Below are 22339 nucleotides of genomic sequence, written 5' to 3' on the forward strand. Positions count from 1 at the left end.
GCGGCGGTGTGGCAAAGGCTGTTGGGGACGCGTTTTTTCCCCGCTTTTGCAAGCTGAAAGGCGCGCCACCCTGTTGCAGCCCGAAACGGCTCCGCCTATATCTCCGCCAGCACGGGCCGGACCCGGGGGCATCGCTTTCATGTGTCGCCCCCGGACACCAGGACCCCAAGCGCTCCACCGACGTTTCACCGACCCTATGGGGATCGCGGCGGTGCCGGACCAGACGGGCCGCCACGCATCTGCCGAACGAAAGAGGCTGAACATGAGCAAAGTGATTGGTATCGACCTCGGCACCACGAACTCGTGCGTCGCCGTTATGGAAGGCGGCAGCGCCAAGGTGATCGAGAACGCCGAGGGCGCGCGGACGACGCCGTCCATGGTCGCCTTCAGCCAGGGCGGCGAGCGGCTGATCGGCCAGCCCGCCAAGCGCCAGGCGGTCACCAATCCGGAAAACACCCTCTTCGCCATCAAGCGTCTGATCGGCCGCCGCTTCGACGATCCGCTGACGAAGAAGGACCAGGGCCTGGTTCCCTACCGCATCATCTCCGGCGACAACGGCGACGCCTGGGTCGAGGCGCACTCCAAGAAGTACAGCCCCAGCCAGATCAGCGCCTTCATCCTCACCAAGATGAAGGAGACCGCCGAGAACTATCTGGGCGAGAAGGTCACGCAGGCGGTCATCACCGTCCCGGCCTACTTCAACGACAGCCAGCGCCAGGCCACCAAGGACGCCGGCAAGATCGCCGGGCTGGAAGTCCTGCGCATCATCAACGAGCCGACGGCCGCGGCGCTCGCCTACGGCATGGAGAAGAAGGGGTCCGGCACCGTCGCGGTCTATGACCTGGGCGGCGGCACCTTCGACATCTCCGTGCTGGAGATCGGCGACGGCGTGTTCGAGGTGAAGTCGACCAACGGCGACACCTTCCTGGGCGGCGAGGACTTCGACAGCCGCATCATCGAGTATCTTGCCGACGAGTTCAGCAAGGAGCAGGGCATCGACCTGCGCAAGGACAAGCTCGCGCTGCAGCGCCTGAAGGAAGCTGCCGAGAAGGCGAAGATCGAGCTGTCGTCCACCACGCAGACCGAAGTCAACCTGCCCTTCATCACCGCCGACCAGACCGGTCCGAAGCACCTGAACATCAAGCTGACCCGCGCCAAGCTGGAAGCCCTGGTGGACGAGCTGGTGCAGCGCACGATCGAGCCCTGCAAGGCGGCCCTGAAGGACGCCGGGCTGAAGGCCAGCGAGATCGACGAGGTGATCCTGGTCGGCGGCATGACCCGCATGCCCAAGGTCATCGACGCGGTGAAGCAGTTCTTCGGCCGTGAGCCGCACCGCGGCGTCAACCCGGACGAGGTGGTCGCCATCGGCGCCGCCATCCAGGGCGGCGTGCTGAAGGGCGAGGTCAAGGACGTCCTGCTGCTCGACGTCACCCCGCTGTCGCTGGGCATCGAGACGCTGGGCGGCGTCTTCACCCGCCTGATCGACCGCAACACCACGGTGCCGACGAAGAAGAGCCAGACCTTCTCGACCGCCGAGGACAACCAGAACGCCGTCACCATCCGCGTCTTCCAGGGCGAGCGCGAGATGGCGGCCGACAACAAGATGCTGGGCCAGTTCGACCTGGTCGGCATCCCGCCGGCCCCGCGCGGCGTGCCGCAGGTCGAGGTGACCTTCGACATCGACGCCAACGGCATCGTCAGCGTCACGGCGAAGGACAAGGCGACCGGCAAGGAGCAGCAGATCCGCATCCAGGCCTCGGGCGGCCTGTCGGACGCGGACATCCAGAAGATGGTCAAGGACGCCGAGGCCCATTCGGCCGACGACAAGAAGCGCCGCGAGCTGGTCGACGCCCGCAACCATGCCGACGCCCTGATCCACACCACCGAGCGGACCATCAAGGAGAACGGCGACAAGATCCCGGCCTCCGACAAGACCGCCGCGGAGGCTGCCGTCGCCGAACTGAAGTCGGTGCTGGACAGCGAGGATCTGGACGGCATCAAGGCGAAGACCGAGGCCCTGGCCCAGGTCTCCATGAAGCTGGGCGAGGCGATGTACAAGGCCGGCCAGGGCGAGGCCCCGGCTGCGGGCGGCGAGGCGCCGGGCGCCCAGCCGAACGAGCCGGGCGTCGTCGACGCCGACTTCGAGGAGGTCCAGGACGACAAGAAGAAGTCGGCATAAGCCCGACGCCAGCTTCTTTTTGATACGGACCTGACGCGAGCATCGATGGCCCGCCGCCTTTCCCCGGCGGCGGGCCTTCGGTATGCTGGGGTCAGGCTCCGACGCGACGCGGACAGTTTGGACCAGAACGACTCAAAGGCGGTCGGCCCCCATGGCGAAACAGGATTATTACGAGCTGCTCGGTGTGGCGAAGAACGCCAGCGCGGATGAGCTGAAAAAGGCTTATCGCAAGATGGCGATGCAGTACCACCCGGACCGCAACCAGGGTGACAAGGACGCCGAGCAGAAGTTCAAGGAAGTCAGCGAGGCTTATGAGGTCCTGAAGGACGATCAGAAGCGCGCAGCCTACGACCGGTTCGGCCACGCCGCCTTCGAGAATGGCCGTGGTCCGGGTGCCGGTGCGGGCGCCGGCGGCTTCAACTTCGACTTCGGCGGCGGCGGCGGCTTCGCCGACATCTTCGACGAGATGTTCGGCGAGTTCATGGGCGGGCGCCGCGGCGGCGGCGGTGCGTCCGGCCGCGGCCAGGACCTGCGCTACAATCTGGAGATCGGGCTGGAGGAGGCCTTCAAGGGCACCCAGACCACCATCCGCGTGCCCACCACCGTGCAGTGCGACGGCTGCAACGGGTCGGGTGCCGCGGCGGGGACCCAGCCGATCACCTGCCCGACCTGCCAGGGTCACGGCAAGGTGCGGGCGCAGCAGGGCTTCTTCACCATCGAGCGGACCTGCCCCGGCTGCCACGGCGCCGGCAAGGTCATCAAGGACGCCTGCAAGACCTGCGGCGGCTCCGGCCGGCTGCGCAAGGAGAAGACCCTTCAGGTCAACATCCCCGCCGGCGTCGAGGACGGCACCCGCATCCGTCTGGCGGGCGAGGGCGAAGCCGGGTTGCGCGGGGCGCCGGCCGGCGACCTCTACATCTTCCTGGCGCTCGCCCCGCACCCGATCTTCCAGCGCGACGGCGCCAACATCCACTGCCGGGTACCGATCCCGATGACCACGGCGGCGCTCGGCGGGGCGGTGGAGGTGCCGACCATCGACGGCAGCCGCACCAAGGTGACGGTGCCGCCGGGAACCCAGTCGGGCCACCAGTTCCGCATCAAGGGCAAGGGCATGTCGGTGCTGCGCAGCGCCCAGCGCGGCGACATGTACATCCAGGCGGTGGTGGAAACCCCGGTGAACCTGACCAAGCGCCAGCAGGAACTGCTGCGCGAGTTCGAGGGCGCCGCAAAGGAAGGGTCGAACCCGCAGTCGGAGGGCTTCTTCGCCAAGGTGAAGGAGCTTTGGGAAGACCTGAAGGACTGATCCCGGCCGCGGCCGGGCACAAATCGGACTTGTCTGGACGGGCGGCGCGTCGATGATGCGCCGCCCGTTACTTTTTGTCGCATACTGGGATCTTTGCGTGTTTTCCACGGCTGCCGAGCGGTTTTTGCGCGAAAGCCGTTGAAGGGGCGGTCATGCACGTGTAATCACCCAGCATGGCTAATCCATTGGCGACAAGCCCGGCCGGTGCCGGGGGCAGGCTGCCTCATGCGGGTTGAGAGGCTTCTCACCGCGCTGGTCGACGCTTTCGTCCGCGGCGACGAGCTGCCCGACCTGATCCTGCCGGCGGGCCACTCGCCGATCCTGCAACGCCGCCGCGCCGCGATGATCCAGTCGCGCGTGCGCATGGTGGCGCTGATCTTCGGCATCCTGACGCCGCTGTGGATCGCCATCGATGTCACCGTCTTTGAATGGTCGCTGGCGATCTGGCTGATCCTGCTGCGCCTGACCGCCAGCGCCGCCTTCCTGGCGCTCGCCTTCGACCGCCGGTCCTGCGAGGACATGGCCTGCGCCTGGTGGCGGCTGGCCGCGCTGCTGGCGATCCCGACCGTGTTCTTCGCCGTCTCGCACCCGCTCCTCTACAACCAGGGGGTCGACGACCTGCGCATCGCCGTCAGCGCGGGCTACGGCTATCTGCCCTTCGTGATGGTGGCGGGGCTCAGCGTCTTTCCGCTGACCGCGCTGGAGGGGGCGCTGTTCGCCGCACCGATGCTGGGTGCCCATCTGGCCGCCGGCTTCTATGGCTCGCTGGTGATGCCGTTCCCCTCCTACATCAGCGCGCTGTGGCTCTTGGCGCTGATCGCGGTGGTGGCGACGCTGGCGGCGATCAGCCAGCTGCATTTCATGATCGCGCTGCTGGAGCAGGCGGCGCACGACGCGCTGACCGGCGCCTTCTCCCGCCGGATCGGCGAGGAGTTGCTGAAACTCCAGGTCGCCCATGCCGAGCGGGCATCACAGCCGCTGACGGCGATCTTCGTCGATCTGGACGACTTCAAGGCGGTCAACGATCGCTATGGCCATGAGGAGGGCGACCGCGTCCTGCGCCATGCCGCCAACACCATCCGTAGCCTGCTGCGCCAGTCCGATGCCCTGATCCGCTGGGGCGGCGAGGAGTTCCTGGTCGTCATGCCCGACACCCCGGTGGACGGCGCGATGATCGCGGTGGAGCGCATGCGCCGCGCCGGCTTCGGCAAGCGGCCGGACGGCAGTTTGCAGACCGCCAGCATCGGCATCGCCGAACAGACGGCCGACCGCCCCGCCGATTGGGAAGCGCTGGTGGAACTGGCCGATCAGCGCATGTACCGCGCCAAGCAGGACGGCAAGGACCGGGTGGTCGTCACCGGCGCCGGCGTCAAGCCCGACGCCGAGACCGATCCCTGGGACGGCATCACCGCCTGAGCGCCCAGTCAGCTTTCCGCCGGGCCGTCCAGCGGATACTCCCCCAACGCCTCATACACCGCGCCGCCGTTGCCGAGATGGCTGCGGTAGAGGGTGAGGCGGTCGACCGGCATCGGGCCGGCGCGGAACAGGCCGCGGTCGGACAGGAAACGGCCGATGCGGTCGGCCGGCGCGTCCTTCAGCCGGGCCAGCGTGATGTGGGGGGAGAATTTCCGCTCCTCCGCCGGCAGGCCGCAGCGGACGACGACGGACTCGACCTTGGCCTGGAGATGGGCCAGCGCCTCGTTGCGCTCCACCCCCGCCCACAGCACCCGCGCCTTGCGGCCGGCGCCGAACACGCCGACCCCGTCGAGGGTGAGCGCGAAGGCCGGCGCCCGCAGTTCCGCCAGGGCGGCGTCGATGTCCATCGCCTGATCCTCCGGCACCTCGCCGATGAAGCGCAGGGTAAGGTGCATATTCTCAGGCTCGGTCCAGCGCGCGCCGGGCACCCCGCCGCCCAGACCGGCCAGCCGCCGGCGAACCTCCTCCGTCAGGTCGAGCGCGACGAACAGGCGGAGCATGGGGTACCTCCAGATTTACTGGGCCGGTTGCTGCAACCACCCGCCCCCAAGGCAATCGCTTGAACGCGGAGTGCGGGAGAAGCGGGCAACAATCGACACGGATTACACGGATTGGACCCGGATTACACGAAACTGCCCCGGTTCAGCACGGTCCATCCCAGCGGCCCCCCTATGGATCGGCTTCCCGGATATGGCCCGATCCGTGAAATCCGTGTCAAAATCCGTGAAATCCGTGTTCATGTTGCTTCCAACGGTGCGACTTCCGCCTTCAGGCGGTTGCCGCAACCGCCCGCCCCAATTCGAGAAAGGGGGCGGGCGGCAATGCAGCTTACGGACACGGATCCGGCATGCGGTTGTGCACGGCGTCGATCTCCGCCAACACCTCGGGCGACAGGGTCAGCCCGACGGAGTCGATGTTGGAGATCAGCGTCTCCATCGTCGTCGCCCCGATCAGCGAGGAGGTGACGAAGGGCTTCTGCAGGGTGAAGGCGATGGCCATCTGGTTCGGCGCCAGACCGTGGCGGCGGGCGATGTCCAGATAGGCCTCGGTCGCCGCGTCGGCATTGACCGTGTTGTAGCGCGACGGCCGGTGGTCGAGCGAGCGGCGGCTGCCCGGCGGGATGGCGCCCTTCAGGTACTTGCCGGTCAGCGTGCCGGCGGCGAGCGGCGAATAGGCCAGCAGCCCGACATCCTCGCGCAGGGCCACCTCCGACAATCCGTTCTCGAAGGTCCGGTTCAGCAGGTTGTAGGCGTTCTGGATCGAGGCGACGCGCGGCAGCCCGGCCGGCTCCCCTGCCACCTCGGCGGCGCGCAGCCAGCGCATGACGCCCCACGGGCTTTCGTTCGACAGGCCGACATGGCGGATCTTCCCCGCCTGCACCAGCTCGGCCAGCGCCGCCAGCGTCTCCTCGATCGGCACGGCGTCCTGCTCGGGCTTGTGCTGATAGGTGCGGCCGCCGAAGCGGTTGGTGACGCGGTCGGGCCAGTGGATCTGGTAGAGGTCGATGTAGTCGGTCTTCAGCCGCGACAGGCTGGCCTCCACCGCCGCGAAGAGGTTGGCGCGGTCGAGCCGCGACTTGCCGTCGCGTATCCAGCCGAAGCCGCCGGCCGGCAGGCCGATGATCTTGCTGGCGAGGATCACCCGGTCGCGCTTGCCGCGCGACTGGAACCAGCTGCCGATCACCTCCTCCGTCTTGCCATAGGTGTCGGCGGTGGGCGGGATGGCGTACATCTCCGCCGTGTCCCAGAAATTGATGCCGCGGTCGAGCGCCGCATCCATCTGGGCATGGCCTTCGGCCTCGGTGTTCTGGCGGCCCCAGGTCATGGTGCCCAGGCCGATGGCGCTGACCGACAGGCCGGTGCGGCCAAGCGGACGATACTGCATCCGGAACGTTCCTTATACGAAATGATCTTTACAGAAACAGCGTCAGCACGCCGGTGTAGCCATAGAGCCGGTTGTGCGACACCTCGCCCGAGGCGAAGAAGCCGGTCAGCGGGATGTCGCCGAAGACCTCGCGGATCATCGACAGCTCGGCATTGGCGGCACCGAACAGGCTGGGGCCGCGGGCGATGCAGCTGACATACACCGCCCCCTTCGGCGTCGCCTTCACCCGTTTCTTGAGGCTGTCCAGCATCCGGCGCATGTCGGCGGCGGCGGTCTCCGCGTCGCGGCGGGTGAACATCACCGGCTGGCCGGTGGTCACCCGTTCGGCGATGGAGAGCCAGCCGGCGCGCGGGTCGATGGCGATCAGGTCGCGCACCAGATAATCCTGGGTGTCGGAGCCGGCGATCGGCAGCCCGGCGCAGATCACCCCGGCCACCTGCCGCAGGTCGGCGGCAAGCTCCGGCCCGATATCCTCCTTGAACACGTCGAGCGCCGGGCGGCCGTCGATCTCCAGGATCACGTTGTCGTCGCTGGCGGTGACGGTGCGCGTCGGCCCGATGGGGCGGCAGCCCTGGGTCAGCGCGGTGGCGACCGGCAGCTGCGGCGCGAACAGCACGCCGGACACGCCGCCGTCGGTGACCGGGTCGGCATCCTCCGCCCCGGCGGCGATCTGCGGGAACTCCCCGCGCGAGGCGGTCAGGCCGCCGACCAGGAAGACGCCGGCCTCCTCCGACAAACGGGCGACCAGCCCGGCCATGTCGGCATGGTGCGGGTCGACATGGATCAGCGCCAGCGCCGCGCCATGCTTGTCCAGCCAGCCGCCGGCATTGCCGCGCAGCGGCTCCAGCCCGTCGGTCAGTGTGGGGAACAGGCGGAAGCTGTCCTCCGGCAGGCGGGCGGCCATGATCGCCAGCCCCGGCTCGTCGAACAGGGCCGCACCGTTCGCCATCACGCCGATGCCGGCGGTGCCGACCCAATGGCGGATGCCGGTGACGCCGCGCAGCAGGGTGACGATGCTGGTCGCATGCTCCGCCAGCCCGTCGGTCAGATAGAGGAAGCCCAGGTTGCAGCCGGCGACCGGCCCCAGCCGGTCCAGGCAGGCCTTGACCGTCGGCCCCCACTCGGACCCGGCGGCGCAGGCGGCGGTAAAGCGGGTGTCGCTGTCCTGGGGCACGGTCATGGGGGTCACGGTCATGGGGGTCACGGTCATGGCGGCTCAGCCTCCGGTCTTTTCCGTAGTCTTCTGGATTTGCGGCAGGCTGTCGAGCAGGGCGGTGACGGAGGGCAGGATGCGCTCGACGATCACTGCCACGCCCTGGGCGTTGGGGTGCAGGCCGTCCGGCTGGATCAGCGCCTGCTGCAACGCCACCCCGTCGAGGAAGAAGGGATAGAGCGGCACATCGTAGGTCTTGGCGAGATCCGGGTAGATGGCGTTGAAGCTGTCGGTGTAGGGCTTGCCCAGGCTGGGCGAGGCGAACATGCCGGCCAGCAGGGTCGGCACCTTGCGCTCCTTCAACGTCTTCAGGATGGCGTCGAGGTTGGCCCTGGCCTGACCGGGGTCGAGCCCGCGCAGCATGTCGTTGGCGCCCAGCTCGACGATGGCGGCGTCCGGCTTGTCGGCCAGCGCCCAGTCCAGCCGCGCCCGCCCACCGGCGGTGGTGTCGCCCGACACGCCGGCGTTGACGACGGTGACGCTGTAGCCCTTCGCCGCCAGCGCCTTTTCCAGCTGGCGGGTGAAGCCCTGCGGTTCGGGCAAGCCGTAGCCGGCGGTCAGGCTGTCGCCCAGCGCCAGCAGCTTCACCGGCGGCGCGGCGACCGCGCGGGTCGGAACGGTCATCGATGCCCCTGCGGCAAGAAGAAAGGCGAGTGCGGCGCCAAGGGCGCCCGTGTTGAAAGCCCGGCGGGTCGTGCCATATGGCGATGGTCCATTCCGCTTGTGCGAGTGTCGCATGTCCAAGGCTCAGTCCCCTGCAACGTCGTCAAATTCCATCGCCCGCTCTTCAAACGAAATCATCGTTGAACTCGACGACGTCCATCTGAAATTGGACAGCGGCGCCGGACCCGTCAACATCCTGCGCGGCGTGAATCTTCAGGTGTCGGCCGGCGAGCGGGTCGGCGTCGTCGGCCCCAGCGGCTCCGGCAAGTCCACCATGATGATGGTGATGGCCGGGCTGGAGCGCCCCAGCGGCGGCCTCGTCCGCGTCGCCGGCCAGGATCTCGGGAAGCTGGACGAGGATGGGCTGGCCCGCTTCCGCCGCCAGCATGTGGGGATCGTCTTCCAGGCTTTCCATCTGGTGCCGACCATGACGGCGCTGGAGAATGTCGCCATCCCGCTGGAGTTCGCCGGGGTCGCCGACGCCTTCGACCGCGCCCGCGTCGGGCTGGAGCAGGTGGGCCTGGGCCACCGCATCCACCATTATCCCGGCCAGCTGTCGGGCGGCGAGCAGCAGCGCACGGCGCTCGCCCGCGCCTTCGTCACCGAGCCGTCGCTGCTGCTGGCCGACGAGCCGACCGGCAACCTCGACATCGACACCGGCGCCACCATCGTCAAGCTGCTGTTCGATCTGGCCGAGCGGCGCGGCACGACGCTGGTGCTGATCACCCACGACCAGAGCCTGGCTGCACGCTGCGACCGCACGGTGCGGCTGGCGGACGGGCGGATCGCCGACGACGGGCAGGCCGCCCGGCGCGCGAAGCTCCAGGCGGCGGGGGAGTGAGGGGGATGACCGACCTCCGCCTCGCGCTCCGGCTTGCCCGGCGGGAGCTGCGCACCGGCCTGAAAGGGTTCTGGGTCTTCCTCGCCTGCCTCGCGCTCGGCGTCGCCGCCATCGCCGCAGTACAGTCGGTGTCGAGCGGGCTGCTCGACGGGCTGGCGAGCGACGGTCGCTCCATCCTTGGCGGTGACGTCGCGTTGCGGCAACTCTACAATCCGCCGGACGACGGGCAGATGGCCGCGCTGAAGGCCGGCGGCCGGGTGTCGACCTCCGCCGAGATGCGGGCGATGGCCCGCGCGGATGACAATGTCCGCTCCTCGCTGGTCGAGCTGAAGGCGGTCGACGATGTCTATCCGCTCTATGGCGCCGTGACGCTGCAGGGTGGCGGCGACCTGCGCGATGCGCTGGCGCAGAAGGACGGCCGCTGGGGTGCGGTGGTCGAGGCCAGTCTGGTCGACCGGCTGGGCATCAAGCCCGGCGACACCATCCATGTCGGCGAGGGCGCCTACCGCGTCGCCGCCGTGCTGGACCGCGAGCCGGACCGCGCCTCCTCCAACGCCTTCTCGCTCGGGCCGCGGCTGCTGGTGGCGCTGCCGTCGCTGGCGAACACCGGGTTGCTGCAACCCGGCAGCCTCACCTGGTGGAGCGCCAAGGTGGCGCTGCCGCCGGACACCGACCTCAAGGCATGGCAGGAGACCCTGCGCAGCCGCTTCCCCGACGCGCCCTGGCGGATGCGCGACTACACCAACGCCTCGCCGCAGATCGAGCGCTTCATCGACCGCATGACGCTGTTCCTGACGCTGGTCGGGCTGACCGCGCTGCTGGTCGGCGGCGTCGGGGTCGGCAACGCGGTGCGCAGCCATCTCGATTCGCGTGCCCGCACCATCGCCATGATGAAGTGCATCGGTGCGCCCGGCGCCCTGGTGTTCCAGCTCTATCTGGCGCAGATCCTGGCGCTGGCGCTGCTGGGCATCGTCATCGGGCTGGCGCTGGGGGCCGTGGCGCCGCTGGTGCTCGGCCGGCTGCTCGACGGCGTGCTGCCGGTGTCGGCCCACATCGGCGTCTATCCCGGCGCCCTGGCGCTCGCCGCCCTCTATGGCGTGCTGACCGCGCTGACCTTCTCGCTGTGGCCGCTCGGCCGGGCGCGCGAGGTGCCGGCGGGCGCCCTGTTCCGCGACGTGATCGCGCCGACCGGCGGACGGCCGCGCACGCCTTATACGGTCGCGATGGTGGTATCGACCGCGGCGCTCGCCGGGCTGGCGGTGCTGACCGCCCACAACAAGATCTTCGCCCTGTGGTTCGTCGGCGGCTCCATCGCCACCTTCCTCGCCTTCCGCGCCGCCGCCGCCCTGGTCACCTGGGGTGCTGCGAGGGTAGGGCGGGTCAGGCGTCCGGGCCTGCGGCTGGCGCTCGCCAACCTGCACCGGCCGGGCAACCCGACGGCGGCGGTGGTGCTGTCGCTGGGGCTTGGCCTGACGGTGCTGGTCGCCATCGCGCTGATCCAGGGCAACTTCTCCCGCCGGGTGTCGGAGACGATCCCGCAGGACGCCCCGGCCTTCTTCTTCGTCGACATCCAGCGCGACCAGTTCGACCCCTTGCGCGAGCTCGTCACCGCCGTCCCCGGCGCCAGCGCCTTCGAGGCGGTGCCGAGCCTGCGCGGTCGGATCGAGCGGGTGAACGGCGAGGATGCCGAAAAGGCGCTGGTCAACCCGGAGCAGGCCTGGATCCTGGCCGGCGACCGCGGCATCACCTATTCGGCGACGCTGCCGAAGCACTCCACCGTCACCGCCGGGTCCTGGTGGCCGACCGACTATGCCGGGCCGCCGCTGATCTCCATCCACCAGAGCGTCGCCGAGGCCTTCGGCATCGGTCCCGGCGCCACCATGACCGTCAACATCCTGGGCCGCAGCTTCGAGGCGAAGGTCGCCAACGTCCGTTCCGCCGATTTCAGCAGCATGGCGATCAACTTCACCATGGTCTTTGCCCCCGGCACGCTGGAAGGGGCGCCGCAGACCTGGGTCGCCACCGTCCGCGCCACGCCGGACGCCGAAACGCAGGTGCAGCGCGCCGTCCTGCAACGCTTCCCCAACATCACCATGGTGCGGGTGAAGGACGCGCTGGACACGGTGGCGGAGATGCTGGGCCATATCGGCACCGCGGTGCGCATCGTCGCCGGCATCACGCTGGCCGCCGGCACGCTGGTGCTGGCCGGGGCGGTCGCCGCCGGCCACCGCCGCCGGGTCTACGACGCGGTGGTGCTGAAGGTGCTGGGGGCCACGCGCGGCGACATTCTGCGCGCCTTCCTGCTGGAATACGGGCTGCTCGGCCTGCTGACCGCGGTCATTGCCGGCTTCATCGGAACCTTGACCGCCTGGGCGGTGCTGAAGTTCCTGATGCATTGGGAATGGAGCTTCCTGCCGTCGGCTGTCGTCACCACCGCTTTGCTGAGCACGGCGATCACGCTGGCTTTCGGGTTCTATGGTACTTGGCGGGCTCTGGGCCAGCCTTCGGCGCCATTGCTTCGGAACGAGTGACTCCCGTATGATGAAGCCGCAGGAAAAACGAATCGTGAAAGCTTTTTCATCTGGAAAAAGCGCCGCCGATTCCTATTGAACCGCCTGGCGGACTCGCCAATATGTCCTGCGACGGGATCACCCAATTCCACCGAGGAAACCAAACCATGGCAGACCCGACCTATAACCGCTTCGCGACCGCAGGCCGCGCGACAGATCGGGGATACTTCGACGAAGGCCTGCGCCAGCACATGCTGCGCGTGTACAACTACATGGGTGCCGGCCTGATCCTGACGGGTCTGGTCGCCGCGCTCGTGTCGTCCAGCCCGGCCATGATGGCCACCATCTTCGGCACGCCGCTGAAGTGGGTGGTGATGCTGGCGCCGCTGGCCTTCGTCATGGTGCTGTCCTTCGGCATCCAGCGCCTCTCCTTCGCATCGGCACAGATGATCTTCTGGGCCTATTGCGGTGCCATGGGCCTGTCGATGTCGGCCATCTTCCTGGTCTTCACCGGGGCGTCGATCGCGCTGACCTTCTTCGTCACCGCCGCGACCTTCCTGGCGATGAGCCTCTACGGCTACACCACGAAGGCCGACCTGTCGAAGATGGGCTCGTTCCTGATGATGGGCGTCATCGGCCTGGTGATCGCCGGCCTGGCGAACATCTTCTTCCAGTCGCCGGCCCTGCACTTCGCGATCTCCGCCATCGGCGTGCTGATCTTCACCGGCCTGACCGCCTACGACACCCAGGCGATCAAGGAAAGCTACGCCGAGGGCTACGATCACGAGAGCACCGGCAAGCTGGCCCTGATGGGCGCCCTGACGCTGTACCTGGACTTCATCAACCTGTTCCAGTTCCTGCTGCAGTTCCTGGGCCAGCGCAACAACGACTGAGCCTGAGGACATCCGACCCGAGACGCCCGATCGGACAAGCATCGGATCGAGCAGAAGCCGCCCGGAAGCACCCCGCTTCCGGGCGGTTTTCTTTTGGTCAGGTTTCCATCGTCACCGCATCGCCGACCTTGAGACCCAGCACGTCCTCGGCCCGCCCGCGGTTGACGGCGATCTCGGCCAGCCCGTTGGAGTTTTCGTACCACAGCGGCTGCCCCGGCCCGACGGCGCCGAAGGTGTGGGCAGGGGCGATGCGGGCGCCGCCGGCAATCAGCACCGCATCGGCGGGCAGGGTGGAGGCCCGCATCCCGGTCATGGCGTTGCCGTAGACATCGACATAGACGATGCAGGCCAACTCGTCCGGCCAGTCCGGACGGTCGATGGCGGCGGGATCGAGCGGGCTGCGCGCGACGGCCCGGCCGGTGGCAAGGCTGGCGGCGACGGGGGCGAACAGGTCGCGGCCGTGGAAGCTGGCGGACAGCCGGTCCGGGATCCAGTCGATTGTCCAGGCGTTTAGCGACGTTGCGCGGCGCGCGATCAGGGCGAAAAGGCCGTTGTCCGGACCGACGAACCAGCGCCCGTCGGCCTCCACCATCACCGGCCGCCGGTCGGTGCCGACGCCGGGATCGACAACAGAGAGAAAGACGCTGCCAGCCGGGAAGGCCGGAGCATAGGCTGCCAGCAGATAGGCGGACAGCTGTGGGTCGAAGGCGGGGGCGTCGGCGAACAGGTCGATGACCGGCACGCCGGGCGCCTGTTGTGCCAACACCGCCTTCATCTGGCCGGTGTAGGGGCCGGAAAGTCCGAAATCGGTGAAGAGCAGGATCATCGAGGGCCTTCTCACCAGGGCTGTGGTGGTCTTGGCCCCCATCCTACCCCCATCCGAACCCCGCACTCACACCGACTTGGTATCGAGCGCGTAGCCGGCCGACCGCACGGTGCGGATCAGGTCCAGCTCGTCCTCCTCGTTCATCGCCTTGCGCAGGCGGCGGATGTGTACGTCGACCGTACGCGGCTCGACATACACGTCGTGGCCCCACACCAGATCGAGCAGCTGCTCGCGCGAGAACACCCGGCCGGCATGCTGCATGAAGTGGCGCAGCAGGCGGAATTCGGTCGGGCCGAGGTGTACGTCACGGCCGTTGCGGCGGACGCGGTGGGCGGCCAGATCCATCGTCACGTCGGCAAAGGTCAGCACCTCGTCGGTCATGCCGGGAGAGGCGCGGCGCAGCACCGCGCGCATGCGGGCGACCAGCTCGGTCGGCGAGAAGGGCTTGGTGATGTAGTCGTCGGCGCCGGAGTTCAGGCCGCGCACCCGGTCGCCTTCCTCGCCGCGGGCGGTCAGCATGATGATCGGGATGTCGCGGGTCTTGGCATTGCGGCGCAGCTGGCGGCAGACCTCCAGCCCGCTCATCAGCGGCAGCATCCAGTCGAGCAGCACGATGTGCGGCGTCTGCTCGCCGGCGGCCAGCAGGGCCTCCTCGCCGTCGCTGGCGGTGGCGACGCGGAAGCCTTCCTTTTCCAGGTTGTACTTCAGCAGCGTCAGGATGTCGGCCTCGTCCTCGACGATCAGGACGAGCGGCTTCAGGGCCGCGTTCATGGTGGCTCCGTTGACAGCGCGCGTCTCGACGTTAACCGGCATGGGACAGCCTTTTCAACAAAGGAGGAGGGGAGGGCGCAGAGGTAAGGCGGGGCTCAGCCATAGCGGCCGGTGATGTAGCCCTGGGTGCGCTCGTCGCGCGGGTTGGTGAAGATGTCCTCGGTGTCGTCGCACTCCACCATCTCGCCCAGATGGAAGAAGGCGGTGCGCTGCGACACGCGGGCGGCCTGCTGCATGTTGTGGGTGACGATGACGATGGTGTAGTTGGCCCGCAGCTCGTCGATCAGCTCCTCGATGTGGGCGGTCGCGATGGGGTCGAGCGCCGAGCAGGGCTCGTCCATCAGGATCACCTCGGGGCTGACGGCGATGGCGCGGGCGATGCACAGCCGCTGCTGCTGGCCGCCGGACAGGCTGGTGCCGGGTTCGCGCAGGCGGTCCTTCACCTCGCCCCACAGCCCGGCGCGCTTCAGCGAGGTCTGCACCACCTCGTCCAGTTCGTCGCGGCCGGAGGCCAGGCCATGGATGCGCGGGCCGTAGGAGACATTGTCGTAGATCGACTTGGGGAAGGGGTTCGGCTTCTGGAACACCATGCCGACGCGGGCGCGCAGCTGCACCGCATCGACCGCCTTGCCATAGACGTCCTCGCCATCCAGCGCGATCCGCCCCTCGACCCGGCAGCCCTCGATGGTGTCGTTCATCCGGTTCAGGCAGCGCAGGAAGGTCGACTTGCCGCAGCCGGACGGGCCGATCAGCGCCAGCACCCGGTTTTCCTGGATGTCGAGGTCGATGCCCTTCAACGCCTGCTTGGCGCCATAGAACACCGTCACCCCGCGGGCGGTCATCTTGTTGGGCAGGGCGGCACCCGCGCGTTGACCGGGGCGGTCTTCGGCGCGGGGCCGTAGCTTCAGCGGGTTCTGAATGCTCATGACGCTCACCACCGTCTCTCGAAAATCTTGCGCAGGATCACGGCCGCGCCGTTCAGCAGGATCAGGACGCCGAGCAGGATCAGGATCGCCGCCGAGGTGCGCTCGGTGAAGGCCCGCTCGGGGCTGTCGGCCCACATGTAGATCTGCACCGGAAGCACCGTGGCGCTGTCGGTCAGCCCGTGGGGCACGTCGACGATGAAGGCGACCATGCCGATCAGCAGCAGCGGCGCCGTCTCGCCCAGCGCGCGGGCCATGCCGATGATGGTGCCGGTCAGGATGCCGGGCATCGCCAGCGGCAGCACATGGTGCAGCACCGTCTGCAAGGGCGAGGCGCCGATGCCCAGCGCCGCCTGGCGGATCGACGGCGGCACCGCCTTCAGCGCGACGCGGGACGCGATGATGATGACCGGCAGCGTCATCAGCGCCATCACCAGCCCGCCGACCAGCGGGGCGGAGCGCGGCATGCCGAAGAAACCGAGGAACACCGCGAGGCCGAGCAGGCCGAAGATGATCGACGGCACCGCGGCGAGGTTGTTGATGTTCACCTCGATCAGGTCGGTCCAGCGGTTCTTCGGCGCGAACTCCTCCAGATAGACCGCGGCGGCGATGCCGGTCGGCACCGACAGCGCCATGGTCACCAGCAGGGTCAGCAGCGAGCCCACGATGGCGCCGCCGATGCCTGCCTGTTCCGGCTCGCGGCTGTCGCCGGCGGTGAACAGGGTGGTGTTGAAGCCCTGCGCCAGCGCGCCGGAGGCCAGCAGCGCGTCGGCGGCGGCGACCTTGGCGTCGCTGAGCCCGCGCTCGCTCTCCGGCAGGTCGCGGCGGTAGCCGCCCTTCACCAGCTGGTCGATCTGGTCGTCGGCGCGGACCCAGATCGTCTGCGTGGTGCCGGCCAGCGCCGGGTTCTTGGCAACCATCGCCTCCAGCTCGTAGGGTGCCCCCGACGACAGCAGGTCGTTCAGCACGCGGCGGCCGGCGCGGTCGGTCACCTGGGGGAACTGGGCGTAGAGCGCCCGGCGCAGCGGGGCGGCGTAGTTGCGGTCGGCGACATCCGCCGGGTCCAGCGTCACCTCCAGCCGGATGCGCGCCTCAAGGAAGGCACTGGCGCCCTTGGCGACGATGGAGCCCAGCAGCAGAACCAGCATCAGCGCCGCCAGCGCCACCGCCGCGGCGCCGGCCAGCCGGAAGCGGCGCTCCGCGGCATGGCGGGCGCGCAGGCGGCGGGCGAAGGCCTCGCTGCGCAGGCGCGACTTCGGCGGGGTGGTTGAGGCGGGGGAGGGCGTCACGGCCGCCGCGTCCCGCTCGACGAGGTCAGTCATATTTTTCCCGATAGGTCCGGACCACCCGCAGGGCGACCATGTTGAGGCAGAGCGTGACGAGGAACAGCACGAGGCCGAGGCCGAAGGCCGACAGCGTCTTCGGGCTGTCGAACTCCTGGTCGCCGACCAGCAGCGTGGCGATCTGGGTGGTGACGGTGGTGACCGCCTGCAACGGGTTGGCGGTCAGGTTGGCGGTCAGGCCCGACGCCATGGTGACGATCATCGTCTCGCCGATGGCGCGGCTGACCGCCAGCATCACCGCGGCGACGATGCCCGGCAGCGCCGCCGGCAGCACCACCTGCCTGATGGTTTCCGACTTGGTGGCGCCGAGGCCGTAGGAGCCGTCGCGCAAGCTCTGCGGCACCGCGTTGATGACGTCGTCCGACAGCGAGCTGACGAAGGGGATGATCATCACCCCCATGACGATGCCGGCGGCCAGCGCCGATTCCGAACTGACGTCCAGCCCCAGCCCCTCGCCGACCGAGCGCACGAAGGGCGCCATGGTCAGTGCTGCGAAGAAGCCGTAGACCACGGTCGGGATGCCGGCCAGGATCTCCAGCGCTGGCTTCAGCCAGGTGCGCACGCCGCGTCCGGCATATTCCGACATGTAGATCGCCGCCATCAGCCCGACCGGCACCGCCACTGCCATGGCGATCACCGTGATCAGCAGCGTGCCGGCGAACAGCGGGATGGCACCGAAGGAACCGCTCGATCCGACCTGATCGGCCCGCATCGCCATCTGCGGGCTCCAATGGGTGCCGAACAGGAAGTCGAGCGGTGAGACGACGCTGAAGAAGCGCAGCGCCTCGAACAGCAGCGACAGGACGATGCCGACCGTGGTCAGGATGGCGACCAGCGAACAGACGACCAGCGCCACCCGCACCACCCGCTCCACCGCCGGACGGGCGCGCAGGTCGGGGCCGATGCGGTGGCGGCCCCAGGCGAGCCCGGCGACGGCGAGGCTGGCGCCGACCGCCAGCAGGCTCCAGCCGGCGAGATCGCGGAAGCCCGCATAGCGGCGCGCCGCCTCGACCACCAGCGGATCGGAGTTGCGCCCGGTCGAGATGCCGTGGGCGAGGTTGAGGATGTCGGCCTTCAGCAGGGCGACCGACTGGCCGTCACCGGTGGTCAGCCGCTCCGGCAGGGCCGACAGCACCAGCTGCATCGCCAGCCAGCCTTCCGACGCCGTCCAGGCGACGAACAGCAGCAGCGCCGGCAGCCCGGCCCACAGCGCGACATAGACGCCATGATATGACGGGACCGAATGCAGCTCCGCCACCCGCCCGCCAACGGACGCCGCCGCCCGCGACCGGCCGATCATGAAGCCGATCAGGGTGAGCAGGGCCAGGATCAGGGCGAGGAGGGTCAGCTGCATGCGGGTCGCTCAAGAGGAGGAGTTGGTCAGAACTGCAACGGCGTCAGGTTGACCGCCTCGACGCGGGCGGCGTCGCGCAGCGCCTTCGGCTCCGGGATCAGGCCCTTGTCGACCAGATAGCCGTCGTCGCCCATCGCCCGCTCCGACGTGTATTCGCCGATGAACTCGCGGATGCCCGGAATGACGCCGGCATGGGCGTTCTTGACATAGATGTAGAGTGGGCGGGCCAGCTCATACTTGCCGGCGGCCACCGTCTCCGCCGTCAGCTCCACCCCGTCCATCTTCGCGGATTGCAGCGTGTCGCGGTTCTGGTCGAGGTAGCTGTAGCCGAAGACGCCGAAGGCGTTGGGGTTGGCGAGCAGTTTCTGGACGATCAGATTGTCGTTCTCGCCGGCCTCGACATAGGCGCCGTCCTCGCGGATGGTCATGCAGGCGCGCTCGCGCGCCTTCTCGTCGGGAACCGCCTTGGCGACCTCGGCCAGTTTTTTGCAGCCTTCCAGCATCGCCAGCTCGTTGAAGGTGTCGCGCGTCCCGGAGGTGGGCGGCGGTCCCAGCACCTCGATCGCCGCCTTGGGCAGCGACGGGTCGATGTCGGACCACAGCTTGTAAGGATTGGCGACCAGGGCGCCGTTGACCGGCACCTCCTTCGCCAGCGCCTTCCACAGCAGGACGGTGGACAGTGACACCGGCGCGGCCTTCTTCGAGGAGGCCAGCGCGATGCCGTCATAGCCGATCTTCAGCTCGGTCATCGTGGTGACGCCGTTGCCGGCGCACTGGTCGATTTCCGACTTCTTGATCCGGCGCGAGGCGTTGGCGATGTCGGGATGGGCCGGGCCGACGCCGGCGCAGAACAGCTTCAGCCCGCCGCCGGTGCCGGTCGATTCGACCACCGGGGTCTTGAACTTGCCGGTCTTGCCGAAGGCCTCCGCCACCGCGGTGGTGAAGGGGAAGACGGTGGAGGAGCCGACCGCACGGATCTGGTCGCGCGACTGCGCCCAGGCCGGGGCGGCAAGGCTCAGGGCCACGCCCAAGGCGCTCGCGGCGACGACATGCGTCCGGGTGGTCATGATTGCCCCTCCTCGCTCGAATGGAGACCTGTCCATCGGAATGGCGCGGACCATAGACCCGGAGGGCGACCGATTGATTACGTTTTTATGACGCTTTCATGACAGCGTCATGGAGTGGTGCGCCCCTCTCACACCCCGCCATATCCCCTCTCTCCCCCGGGGAGAGGGTTAGGGTGAGGGGGAAGCACGACGGCCCTTCCACGAAAATCCTGACGCGTCTCCCCCTCTCCCCGGCCCTCAACTCGGGAAAGGGAAGGGGTCTCGGCCGGCAGATAGACCGTGAAGGCGCTGCCGACCCCGACCTCGCTTTCGATGGTCAGCCGGCCGCGGTGGCGGTTCAGGATGTGCTTGACGATGGCCAGCCCCAGCCCGGTGCCGCCCATGGCGCGGGAGCGCGCGGCGTCGACGCGGTAGAAGCGCTCGGTCAGGCGGGGCAGGTGGGTGCGGGCGATGCCGTCGCCGCGGTCGCGCACCGACACCGACACCATAGCAGTGCCGCCGCGCCCGACCCGCTTGTCCTTCGCGGCAGCGCCGGGCGCCGGCAGGCCGACGAAGCCCACCGCGGCACCGTCGGCCAGCGCCACACTGACGGTCACGTCGGTGTCCTCGCGCGTGTATTTGATCGCGTTGCTGACGAGGTTCTGGAAGACCTGGGTCAACTGGTCCTCGTCGCCGACGACCGGCGGCAACTCCTCCGGCGCCTCCAGGCGCAGGCGGATGCGGCGCTCCGCCGCCTTCAGCTGAAGCGCGGCGATGACGTTCTCCAGCTCCTCCACCACATCGACGCGGCCGTTGGGCTGCATGTGCTCGTCAAGCTCGATGCGCGACAGCGACAGCAGGTCGTTGACCAGACGGGTCATGCGGCTGGCCTGATCGTGCATGATCGCCAGGAAGCGGTCCTGCGCCTCCGGATCGTCGCGGGCCGGGCCGCGCAGCGTCTCGATGAAACCCAGCAGGGAGGACAGCGGCGTGCGCAGCTCGTGGCTGGCGTTGGCGATGAAGTCGGCGCGCATCTGCTCCGACCGGCGGGCGGCGGTCACGTCATGCAGGGTCAGGATCGCCATGCGGGCGACGGTGGGCGGACGCGGCGCCGGCTCCTCCTCGATCTCGCCGTCCAGCAGCGAGGGGTCGGGTTCCTGCACCAGCCGCTGGAACGGCTTCACCTGCGCCTCGAAGCTGCGCTCCACCGGGACCGGCAGCGTGAACTCGATGATGCGGGACGCGCCGCCGCGCAGCACCGAATCCACCGCCTCCAGCACCGCCGGCGTGCGCAGGGACGAGGCGAGGTCGCGGTCGACGATCTTGTCGCCGAACAGCTCCCGCGCCGTCTGGTTGGCGCGCACCACCTGCCGGTCGGCATCCATCAGCAGGAGAGGGGCGGGCAGGGCGTCGATCACCGCCTCGTCGGCGTCCAGCTGCATCCGCACGCTTTCGGCCCGGCGCAGCCCGACCCGGTGCAGGCGGCCGATGGTGGCGGCCAGCGCCTTCAGCGCGGGCGGCGTGCCGGCCGGGGCCAGCGGCTCGTCGGCTTCGGCCAGCCGGGCGGCATAGTCGGTCACCGCGTTGGCATCACGCCGATAGGTCCGCAGGATCTGGACCGCACCCGCCACTGCCACGATGCCGGCCGCCAGCGCCAGCCCGCCATGCAAGGCCCCACTATAGACCGCCCAGCTCAGCACGCCGGCAAGGGGGGCCAGCATCAGCAGGATGGCGGTCAGAAGCGGGGTGGGCGGCGACGCCTTCTGGCGCATGGGGTGGCACCGGATTTGGGGGTGGAGACGGAACGGGAAACCGCAGGTTCAGCCCTTCTACACCATCGCCACGACCCCCGCGCGGCGGTCATAAAAGATTCATGGCGGCGACTGTGCGGCTGGCCGTTGACTCCAATATCCTGGACCTTCATTCTATCTTCATGGAAAAGATGGAAAACGACATCGACAGCCGGCTTGCCACCCGGTTGCGCGCGCTGCGGGCGGATCGTGGCCTGACGATGGACGGCCTGGCCGAGCGGTCGGGCGTCAGCCGCTCGATGATCTCGCTGGTGGAGCGCGGGGAGAGCAGCCCGACGGCCTCGGTGCTGGAACGGCTCGCCGCCGGGCTTGGCGTGACGCTGGCGACGCTGTTCGCCGAGGCGGAGCGCGCGGACGCCGACCCGGTGGTTCGCCGCGCCGACCAGATCGCCTGGACCGACCCGGCCACCGGCTATCGCCGCCGCAACCTGTCGCCGCCGGGCTATCCGTCCCCCATCGAGCTGGTGGAGGTGGAGCTGCCCCCGGGCGCCCGCGTCTCCTACGACAGCGGCGCCCGCGCCGCCGTCGTCGAGCAGCAGATCCATCTGCTGGACGGCACCATCGAGCTGAGTGTGGGAGAGGTGACGCACCGGCTGGACACGGGCGATTGCCTCGCCATGCGGCTCGACCGGCCGACCGGCTTCCACAACCCGACCGACCGCACCGCCCGCTACATCGTGGCGCTGACCACCGAGGGGCGCGGCGGTTCAAACGCCGCTAAACGCTGAAGGAGCGAGTCATGGATGCTGCCTGCCTGGACCCGAACCGGCGGACTGGAGACGGTGCGGTGACGGTCCGCCTGCTGACGGCGGAGGACGCCGGCGCCGCCGTGCCGGGCCTGACCGACGTGCTGCTGGATTGCGTGGAGGGCGGTGCGTCGGTCAGCTTCATGGCCCCGCTCGACCGCGCCACCGCCGAAAATTTCTGGCGGAACGTGGCCGCCGGGGTGGAGCAGGGGGAACGCATCCTGCTGGTGGCGGAGGATGGCGCGGGCGTGCTTGGCACCGTCCAGCTGGTGGTCGCCCAGCCGCCGAACCAGCCGCACCGCGCCGACCTGTCCAAGATGCTGGTCCACCGCCGCGCCCGCCGCCGGGGCGTCGGCGCCGCCCTGATGCAGGCTGCCGAGGATGCGGGACGCGCCGCCGGCAAGACCCTGCTGGTGCTGGACACCGCCTCGCCCGAGGCCGAACGGCTCTACACCCGCTCCGGCTGGGTGAAGGTCGGCGTCATCCCGAACTTTGCCCTGTGGCCGCAGGGCGGGCTCTGCGACACGGCGTTCTTCTACAAGGCGTTGGGGTAAGGG

19 protein-coding genes are annotated in these 22339 nt (G+C 69.0%); 8 read left to right on the forward strand and 11 right to left on the reverse strand.

The features are described from left to right. Positions 1–262: 262 nt before the first annotated feature. The 3 genes from dnaK to TSH64_RS06240 all read left to right on the forward strand — a co-directional run bounded on the left by dnaK (position 263) and on the right by TSH64_RS06240 (position 4898). Positions 263–2179 carry a molecular chaperone DnaK gene (dnaK, locus tag TSH64_RS06230; protein WP_109052287.1) on the forward strand — a complete coding sequence of 639 codons (1917 nt, stop codon included), beginning with the start codon at positions 263–265 and terminating at the stop codon, positions 2177–2179. Positions 2180–2330: 151 nt separating this feature from the next. Beyond that, the gene (dnaJ, locus tag TSH64_RS06235) at positions 2331–3482 is read left to right on the forward strand and encodes a molecular chaperone DnaJ (protein WP_109096005.1); all 1152 of its coding nucleotides are present in this window, start codon (positions 2331–2333) and stop codon (positions 3480–3482) included. Positions 3483–3707: 225 nt separating this feature from the next. After that, complete coding sequence (locus TSH64_RS06240; RefSeq protein ID WP_247872785.1) at positions 3708–4898, forward strand: GGDEF domain-containing protein; 1191 nt, start codon at positions 3708–3710, stop codon at positions 4896–4898. A gap of 8 nt (positions 4899–4906) precedes the next feature. On the opposite strand, the gene thpR is transcribed toward TSH64_RS06240, so the two are convergent. From thpR to TSH64_RS06260, 4 genes are all read right to left on the reverse strand, one after another. Continuing rightward, entirely contained in the window at positions 4907–5458 is a 552-nt protein-coding gene (gene thpR / locus TSH64_RS06245) for an RNA 2',3'-cyclic phosphodiesterase (protein WP_109096006.1), read from the reverse strand. Positions 5459–5786: 328 nt separating this feature from the next. Beyond that, a complete protein-coding gene (locus TSH64_RS06250; RefSeq protein ID WP_109096007.1) occupies positions 5787–6842 on the reverse strand; it encodes an NADP(H)-dependent aldo-keto reductase in 1056 nt (351 codons plus the stop codon). A 28-nt stretch (positions 6843–6870) separates the two neighbouring features. Next, positions 6871–8052, reverse strand: a complete 1182-nt coding sequence (locus TSH64_RS06255) for an FIST N-terminal domain-containing protein (RefSeq protein ID WP_247872786.1) — start codon at positions 8050–8052, stop codon at positions 6871–6873. A 6-nt stretch (positions 8053–8058) separates the two neighbouring features. Continuing rightward, positions 8059–8679: an arylesterase gene (locus TSH64_RS06260; RefSeq protein ID WP_109096008.1), complete on the reverse strand. Its 621-nt coding sequence runs from the start codon at positions 8677–8679 to the stop codon at positions 8059–8061. Positions 8680–8791: 112 nt separating this feature from the next. On the opposite strand from TSH64_RS06260, the gene TSH64_RS06265 reads away from it, so the two are divergent. The 3 genes from TSH64_RS06265 (at position 8792) to TSH64_RS06275 (ending at position 12962) form a co-directional block, all read left to right on the forward strand. Further along, complete coding sequence (locus TSH64_RS06265; protein ID WP_109096009.1) at positions 8792–9559, forward strand: ABC transporter ATP-binding protein; 768 nt, start codon at positions 8792–8794, stop codon at positions 9557–9559. A 5-nt stretch (positions 9560–9564) separates the two neighbouring features. Next, positions 9565–12090, forward strand: a complete 2526-nt coding sequence (locus TSH64_RS06270; RefSeq protein WP_109096010.1) for an FtsX-like permease family protein — start codon at positions 9565–9567, stop codon at positions 12088–12090. 146 nt (positions 12091–12236) lie between these two features. Continuing rightward, positions 12237–12962, forward strand: coding sequence for a Bax inhibitor-1/YccA family protein (locus TSH64_RS06275; RefSeq protein ID WP_063635611.1), 726 nt, complete (start codon positions 12237–12239; stop codon positions 12960–12962). Between the two features lie 97 nt (positions 12963–13059). Here TSH64_RS06275 and TSH64_RS06280 read toward each other — a convergent pair whose 3' ends face one another. The 7 genes from TSH64_RS06280 to TSH64_RS06310 all read right to left on the reverse strand — a co-directional run bounded on the left by TSH64_RS06280 (position 13060) and on the right by TSH64_RS06310 (position 20997). After that, positions 13060–13788 (reverse strand): SAM-dependent chlorinase/fluorinase, encoded by a 729-nt coding sequence (locus tag TSH64_RS06280; protein WP_109096011.1) that lies wholly within the window; start codon positions 13786–13788, stop codon positions 13060–13062. Between the two features lie 66 nt (positions 13789–13854). Next, positions 13855–14559: a phosphate regulon transcriptional regulator PhoB gene (phoB, locus tag TSH64_RS06285; RefSeq protein ID WP_109452346.1), complete on the reverse strand. Its 705-nt coding sequence runs from the start codon at positions 14557–14559 to the stop codon at positions 13855–13857. A 95-nt stretch (positions 14560–14654) separates the two neighbouring features. Continuing rightward, the gene (gene pstB, locus TSH64_RS06290; protein WP_109096012.1) at positions 14655–15485 is read right to left on the reverse strand and encodes a phosphate ABC transporter ATP-binding protein PstB; all 831 of its coding nucleotides are present in this window, start codon (positions 15483–15485) and stop codon (positions 14655–14657) included. A gap of 5 nt (positions 15486–15490) precedes the next feature. Further along, positions 15491–16804: a phosphate ABC transporter permease PstA gene (gene pstA, locus TSH64_RS06295; RefSeq protein WP_109096013.1), complete on the reverse strand. Its 1314-nt coding sequence runs from the start codon at positions 16802–16804 to the stop codon at positions 15491–15493. After that, entirely contained in the window at positions 16797–18179 is a 1383-nt protein-coding gene (pstC, locus tag TSH64_RS06300; RefSeq protein WP_109096014.1) for a phosphate ABC transporter permease subunit PstC, read from the reverse strand. The genes pstA and pstC overlap by 8 nt, the downstream gene beginning before the upstream one ends. Before the next feature lie 26 nt (positions 18180–18205). Continuing rightward, complete coding sequence (locus tag TSH64_RS06305) at positions 18206–19246, reverse strand: PstS family phosphate ABC transporter substrate-binding protein (RefSeq protein ID WP_109096015.1); 1041 nt, start codon at positions 19244–19246, stop codon at positions 18206–18208. Positions 19247–19374: 128 nt separating this feature from the next. Next, positions 19375–20997: an ATP-binding protein gene (locus tag TSH64_RS06310; RefSeq protein WP_109096016.1), complete on the reverse strand. Its 1623-nt coding sequence runs from the start codon at positions 20995–20997 to the stop codon at positions 19375–19377. Between the two features lie 170 nt (positions 20998–21167). On the opposite strand from TSH64_RS06310, the gene TSH64_RS06315 reads away from it, so the two are divergent. Further along, the gene (locus TSH64_RS06315; protein ID WP_247872787.1) at positions 21168–21764 is read left to right on the forward strand and encodes an XRE family transcriptional regulator; all 597 of its coding nucleotides are present in this window, start codon (positions 21168–21170) and stop codon (positions 21762–21764) included. Positions 21765–21775: 11 nt separating this feature from the next. After that, positions 21776–22336 carry a GNAT family N-acetyltransferase gene (locus tag TSH64_RS06320; RefSeq protein WP_109096017.1) on the forward strand — a complete coding sequence of 187 codons (561 nt, stop codon included), beginning with the start codon at positions 21776–21778 and terminating at the stop codon, positions 22334–22336. Positions 22337–22339: the final 3 nt, after the last annotated feature.

This window comes from Azospirillum sp. TSH64, assembly GCF_003116035.1.
Classification (GTDB): domain Bacteria; phylum Pseudomonadota; class Alphaproteobacteria; order Azospirillales; family Azospirillaceae; genus Azospirillum.

Coding starts and splice junctions, on each gene's coding strand:
- dnaK (WP_109052287.1), top strand. CDS start 263: ATGAGCAAAGTGATTGGTATCGACCTCGGCACCACGAACTCGTGCGTC.
- dnaJ (WP_109096005.1), top strand. CDS start 2,331: ATGGCGAAACAGGATTATTACGAGCTGCTCGGTGTGGCGAAGAACGCC.
- TSH64_RS06240 (WP_247872785.1), top strand. CDS start 3,708: ATGCGGGTTGAGAGGCTTCTCACCGCGCTGGTCGACGCTTTCGTCCGC.
- thpR (WP_109096006.1), bottom strand. CDS start 5,458: ATGCTCCGCCTGTTCGTCGCGCTCGACCTGACGGAGGAGGTTCGCCGG.
- TSH64_RS06250 (WP_109096007.1), bottom strand. CDS start 6,842: ATGCAGTATCGTCCGCTTGGCCGCACCGGCCTGTCGGTCAGCGCCATC.
- TSH64_RS06255 (WP_247872786.1), bottom strand. CDS start 8,052: ATGACCGTGACCCCCATGACCGTGACCCCCATGACCGTGCCCCAGGAC.
- TSH64_RS06260 (WP_109096008.1), bottom strand. CDS start 8,679: ATGACCGTTCCGACCCGCGCGGTCGCCGCGCCGCCGGTGAAGCTGCTG.
- TSH64_RS06265 (WP_109096009.1), top strand. CDS start 8,792: ATGTCCAAGGCTCAGTCCCCTGCAACGTCGTCAAATTCCATCGCCCGC.
- TSH64_RS06270 (WP_109096010.1), top strand. CDS start 9,565: ATGACCGACCTCCGCCTCGCGCTCCGGCTTGCCCGGCGGGAGCTGCGC.
- TSH64_RS06275 (WP_063635611.1), top strand. CDS start 12,237: ATGGCAGACCCGACCTATAACCGCTTCGCGACCGCAGGCCGCGCGACA.
- TSH64_RS06280 (WP_109096011.1), bottom strand. CDS start 13,788: ATGATCCTGCTCTTCACCGATTTCGGACTTTCCGGCCCCTACACCGGC.
- phoB (WP_109452346.1), bottom strand. CDS start 14,559: ATGAACGCGGCCCTGAAGCCGCTCGTCCTGATCGTCGAGGACGAGGCC.
- pstB (WP_109096012.1), bottom strand. CDS start 15,485: ATGAGCATTCAGAACCCGCTGAAGCTACGGCCCCGCGCCGAAGACCGC.
- pstA (WP_109096013.1), bottom strand. CDS start 16,804: ATGACTGACCTCGTCGAGCGGGACGCGGCGGCCGTGACGCCCTCCCCC.
- pstC (WP_109096014.1), bottom strand. CDS start 18,179: ATGCAGCTGACCCTCCTCGCCCTGATCCTGGCCCTGCTCACCCTGATC.
- TSH64_RS06305 (WP_109096015.1), bottom strand. CDS start 19,246: ATGACCACCCGGACGCATGTCGTCGCCGCGAGCGCCTTGGGCGTGGCC.
- TSH64_RS06310 (WP_109096016.1), bottom strand. CDS start 20,997: ATGCGCCAGAAGGCGTCGCCGCCCACCCCGCTTCTGACCGCCATCCTG.
- TSH64_RS06315 (WP_247872787.1), top strand. CDS start 21,168: ATGGAAAACGACATCGACAGCCGGCTTGCCACCCGGTTGCGCGCGCTG.
- TSH64_RS06320 (WP_109096017.1), top strand. CDS start 21,776: ATGGATGCTGCCTGCCTGGACCCGAACCGGCGGACTGGAGACGGTGCG.